Origin of the sequence: Campylobacter sp. 2018MI01 (genome assembly GCF_018501205.1) — a bacterium.
Classification (GTDB): Bacteria; Campylobacterota; Campylobacteria; order Campylobacterales; family Campylobacteraceae; genus Campylobacter_E.
In genome coordinates, this window is the sequence record NZ_JAHCZE010000077.1 from 1 (window position 1) to 5,335 (window position 5,335).

The 5,335-nt window shown below is 26.8% G+C and carries 6 protein-coding genes; all 6 read left to right on the top strand.

Annotated features, from left to right (window positions below):
* Positions 1 to 949, top strand: a 949-nt coding sequence (locus tag KJQ97_RS08605) for a hypothetical protein (protein ID WP_214120585.1), incomplete at its 5' end; no start/stop codon positions are given.
* Positions 939 to 1,616 carry a sodium:proton antiporter gene (locus KJQ97_RS08610; RefSeq protein WP_214116520.1) on the top strand — a complete coding sequence of 226 codons (678 nt, stop codon included), beginning with the start codon at positions 939 to 941 and terminating at the stop codon, positions 1,614 to 1,616. The genes KJQ97_RS08605 and KJQ97_RS08610, both read left to right, overlap by 11 nt.
* Positions 1,600 to 3,693 (top strand): polyribonucleotide nucleotidyltransferase, encoded by a 2,094-nt coding sequence (locus tag KJQ97_RS08615; RefSeq protein ID WP_214120586.1) that lies wholly within the window; start codon positions 1,600 to 1,602, stop codon positions 3,691 to 3,693. Before KJQ97_RS08610 ends, KJQ97_RS08615 begins: the two co-directional genes overlap by 17 nt.
* The gene (locus KJQ97_RS08620; RefSeq protein ID WP_214116524.1) at positions 3,686 to 4,282 is read left to right on the top strand and encodes a LysE family transporter; all 597 of its coding nucleotides are present in this window, start codon (positions 3,686 to 3,688) and stop codon (positions 4,280 to 4,282) included. Before KJQ97_RS08615 ends, KJQ97_RS08620 begins: the two co-directional genes overlap by 8 nt.
* A complete protein-coding gene (locus KJQ97_RS08625; RefSeq protein ID WP_214120587.1) occupies positions 4,272 to 4,919 on the top strand; it encodes a nitroreductase family protein in 648 nt (215 codons plus the stop codon). The genes KJQ97_RS08620 and KJQ97_RS08625 overlap by 11 nt, the downstream gene beginning before the upstream one ends.
* 10 nt (positions 4,920 to 4,929) lie before the next feature.
* Positions 4,930 to 5,229, top strand: a complete 300-nt coding sequence (locus tag KJQ97_RS08630) for a thiamine-binding protein (RefSeq protein WP_214116528.1) — start codon at positions 4,930 to 4,932, stop codon at positions 5,227 to 5,229.
* Positions 5,230 to 5,335: the final 106 nt, after the last annotated feature.

Consider the following 5,335-nt stretch of genomic DNA (forward strand, 5'->3'; position numbering starts at 1 on the left):
ATTTGATAATCATATTAATTATAAAGCAGATTTTTCATATAGCAATTTTTATAGAAGAGAAGGTAGCACGTTAAATAGATTTCATTTTTATGTTCCAATTGAGTTTAATAAAAGCTTATTTAATGATTATATTAACTTTGTTTTAAATGAAGAATTTGAATTAGGACTTAACTTTTATAATAATTATAGTAGAAGAGATGATTATAATTTTAATTCTACTCATAGTGCTTTTATATATACTAATTTATTTAGAAAGTATGATTATATATTGCATAATATTAATTTTGGTTTTGGTGCTAGTCTTAGGACTGGTTCAAAAGAAATAGAAAATGAATTTTTCATACCAAATACTTATGATGATTTAACCTTTAATATTGAGTTATCTCAAATAATTTTTAGCGATAATGATAAAAAACTTAAGCATTCTTTAACGCTTAGGACAGAAGATTCTAAGTTTAATATTTTAAGCAATCAGTTTAAGTATTATTTTAATAATAATTTTAATATTAATAATACTACGGAGTATTCGTTTAAAAATTCTAATATTGATAGATTTTTTATAGAAGGCGTATATACAACCCAGCCATTTAAAATAAGTTCTGGATTTTATTATAATAAAATTGATGAGCTTCTTGTGAAAAATAAGCCTTATGATAGATTTTTAACTAGTAAATTTCAATATGAATTTATGCCTTATAATATAATATATTCTCAAGCTTGGTTTAATTTAAATAGCAAGAAATTTGAAAACTATAGTATAGGTTTTACTCATAAAAAAAGATGTATAAATTATTCTTTAGAATTTAAAGAAAGCACAACAGCTAAACTTACTCAAATGGGTGTAAAATCTGTAAGAGATAGGGGGGTTTATTTGAAATTCAATCTTTATCCAATAGGCGGTGTAAGATATAATTTTGCTTTAAGAGGTGATGATACTTATGATTTTTGACAATCCTTTACAAGCTGCTAATAAATTTAGTGAAAAATTATTGCAATATAAAGAATTAGAAGGACATATAATTATAGGAAATAGTATTAAAAATATTCCTTTTATTGAGACTATTGCAAGTGAACTTAATTTATATTATGATATGCTTTTTAACAAAGGCATATATGCCCCAAATAATGAATGTCAGATAGCAAAAATTAGTGAAACAAGAGATATAGTATGTATTCAAGAATTAATTGAAGCTTTTTCTATAACTCAAGAATATATTTTATCAATGAGCACTGTGCTTTATGATGAATCAATTATGGGTAAAATTGCAAAATATAGAAAGTCTTTACCACTTAGCAATCTTAAAGGTAAGGATATTTTATTGTTAGACCAAGGTTCAAACAGCGGTTTAACTATTAATGTATGTCATAAAAGTTTATTGGGTTTAGGCGTTAGAAGTATAAAATATGCAAGTGCTTTAGTAGCTGCTGATGCTTATAATTATTATAATGATTTATTTGATAAAGTTTATTATTTAGAAAAAATAGAACATTTTATAGATAAAGATTATTACTACAAGCAACCACTTGAAATATCAAGTGAATATGCGTGTGAGATTTTAGAAACGAGCAATTATTATTTGCCATATCAAAAGGAGATAAATGAAAAAAATAATTAAGATTAACGATAAAGAATTAGTATTTGAACTTGATTTAGTTGCCAAACAAGCAAATGCAAGTGTTTTAATGACTTGTGGTAAAACGGTTATGTTAGCAAGTGTTGCTAGAGAAGATGAGTGTGTTAGTGAAGATTTTTTACCATTGACCGTTAGCTATGTAGAAAAAACTTATGCAGCAGGTAAAATTCCAGGCGGTTTTGTGAAAAGAGAAACAAAACCAAGTGATTATGAGACTTTAACTTCAAGAATAATTGATAGAACATTACGCCCATTATTTCCTAAGGGTTATTTACACCCAACTCATATCGTTGTTATGCTTCTTTCAGTTGAAGAAAATGTGGATATTCAGCCACTTGCACTTTATGCAGCAAGTGCGGCTTTATTTTTAAGTGATATTGAAATTGTATATCCAGCAGTTGGGGTTAGGGTTGCTAAGGATGAAAATGGTTTTGTTCTAAATCCTGATTTAAATTCTTTAGAACTTTCAAGTCTTGATTTGTTTGTAAGTGGTCTTAAAGATGAATTATTAATGATAGAAATGAAAGCAAATGAGACTAATAATTCAATGAATGAGATGAGTGAGAGTGAATTATTACAAGCTTTAGAATTTGCAAAAGGTAGTATTTTAAATATAAGTAATGATTTTTATAATACTTTTAAAGAATATAAAAAATCTTATGAGTTTAACTATAAAGCTGATAGTGAAAATCTAGCAGTATATGAATATTTAGAAAAAAACTATTTAGAAGATATAAAATTTGCAATTAATAAAATGGCTAAAAGCGAAAGGGCAAGTGAGCTTAAAGCTATTGCAAAAAAAGTTGTTTTAGATGAAGAATTTATAAATAATAATTGGAGTGAAGCTGAACTTGATTATGAATTAAATCGTATTAAAAAACATATAGTAAGAAAGCAAATCTTAAAAGAAAGAAGAAGAGCTGATGGGAGAGCTTTAGATGAGGTTCGTCCTATTAGTATATTGACTAATATTTTACCAAATGCGCACGGCTCTTGTTTATTTACAAGGGGTCAAACTCAAGCATTAGTGGTTTGCACTTTAGGTAGTGACAATGACGCTCAAGCAATTGAATTATTAAATAATAAATCAACTACCTATGAAAGATTTATGTTTAATTATAATTTTCCTGGTTTTTGTGTAGGCGAAGCAAGTCCTTTAAAAGCACCTTCAAGAAGAGAATTAGGACACGGAAATCTAGCAAAAAGAGCTTTAAGTTCTTCAGTTAGTAAAGATTATGCTCATACTATTAGAATAGTTTCAGAAATATTAGAAAGTAATGGAAGTAGCTCAATGGCTAGTGTTTGTGGTGGCTCATTAGCTCTTCGTGCTGCAGCAGTGCCTAGTAAAAAACTAGTAGCTGGAGTTGCTATGGGACTTATAATTGAAGATAATGAATATGCTGTATTAACTGATATTATGGGCTTAGAAGATCACGATGGGGATATGGATTTTAAAGTAGCAGGTAGTGTTGATGGAATAACTGCTATGCAAATGGATATAAAATTAGGTGGGGTTAGCACTGAAATATTAACACAAGCTTTAGAAGCTGCTAGAAAAGGAAGAATTCATATTCTTAATTTAATGGAAGAAGCAAATTCTAAGATTGTTATTAATGAAGAAATTTTACCTAAATTAGAAATATTTAGCGTAAGTGCTAATGATATTCCAGAAATTATTGGTCAAGGTGGTAAAACTATTAAAGAAATCATAGATAAATTTGGCGTTAGCATAGATTTAGATAGAGATAAAAATGAAGTAAAAATTAGTGGAAAATTAGTAAAAGAAGCTAAAGAATATATATTAAATGAAGTGTTAAAACCAAAATCTAAAGGCAAAAAACAAGCTCCTAAAGTAGAATTTGAAATAGGAACTAGATTTAGTGGTGTTGTTAAAAAAGTAGCTAATTTTGGAGTATTTGTAACCTTACAAGACGGCATTGATGGATTATTACATTCTAATAAAATTAAGGGTAAAAGCTTTAATGAGGGCGAAACGCTAGAAGTAATAGTTAGTGAAATTAAAGATGGAAAAGTAGGACTTAGTTTAGCAGATGAATGATTTATTTGATGGGATATTATTAGGACTTGGAGTTTGCGTTCCTTTTGGTCCTGTTAATATTCTAATTTTAAGTTATGCACTAAAATCTTTTAAGAATGCTTTTGCTTTAGGTTTTGGTGCTTTTGTCGCTGATTTACTTTATTTATCATTATTAAGCTTTAGCGTTTTAGAATTTATTAAAAATGATTTATTTTTAAATATTTTAAGTATTTTTGGCTTTATATTTTTAAGTTATTTAGCATTTTTAATGCTAAAGCCAGTAAAAGATATAAATCTTCATAAGAATTTAGAAAATACAAATATATTTAGTAATTTTATTAAAGGATTTTTACTAAATCTAGCAAATCCTTATGTAATCACATTTTGGCTTAGCGTTGCAACTATGCTAAGCACTAAACAAAATCCTATATATTTATTTTTAGGACTTAGCGTTAGCATACTTATTTGGATATTTTCGCTTTCGTTTTTTGTATATAAATATACAAATTTATTTAGTCTAAAAGTGCTAAAGATTATTAATATAATTTCTGCTTTTATTTTAGAATATTTTGCAATTATGCTTGTTTTAAGGAGATTTTATGACTTTTAAGGAATGTTTGGATAATAGATTTTCTTGTAGAGATTTTATTGACTATGAATTAAGTAAAGATGAATTAATTAATATAGTAGAACTTGCAAAATTAAGCCCTAGTGCAACAAATATGCAACCAGCAAAACTAAGCTTTTTTAGCGGTAAAAGCCTTGCTAAATTAAGTGATGATTTATTAAATGCTGTAAAAAATAACTTAAAAAGTCAAGATATAAAATTATATCCTGATATTTGGTTTGAACCTTATAAGAGCAGAAGATTTCAGACAGGAATTAGGCTTTATGAAGCACTTAATATAAAGCGAGATGAGAAAGAAAAAAGGTTAGAGCAATGGCATAAGAATTTTAAATTCTTTAATGCTAAAAATCTAGCAATTTTACATATTGATAATGGTTTAAACGAAGGTTCTTTGTTAGATTGTGGTATTTTTCTAGCTAATTTTTTAAATGCGGCTACATATTTAGGATTTAGCACTTGTGTTTTAGGTAGTATTACTGAATATTGCGATACTATTAGAGAAAATGGGGTTGAAGGCAAAATTATATGTGGCATTGCAATAGGTAAAAAAAGTAGCGATAATGTAAATAATTTTAAAACTATTAGAGCAAGTAACGAAGAAATAATTAAATTTATTTAAAGGAGAAAAAATGAGTGTTACAATGGATTTTTGTATTTTTTCTATGAGCGATGATAGTAAAAGTGAAGAAATAGCACCAATTATTGAGTATTTAAGAAAGAAAAATATAAAACACAAATTAGGTGCAATGGGAACTAGCGTAGAAACTGATGATTTAAAAAGTGCTTTAAAAATTTTAAATAAAGCAAATAAATTAATTAATAAAGATAGAGTTTATTTAGTAGCCAAATTTGACATTCACAAAAGTAGAAATGATAATCTAAAATATAAGGTAAAATCGGTTAAAAAGCGTCTAAAAGATAAAGAATAAAATCTTTATGCTATGTTATAATTGCTCTAAGCCTACATTTAAGATTTTTTGTAAAACTTGTGAAAAAGAATTTAAATTACTTGAATGTAAAAGAAGAATTTTAGAT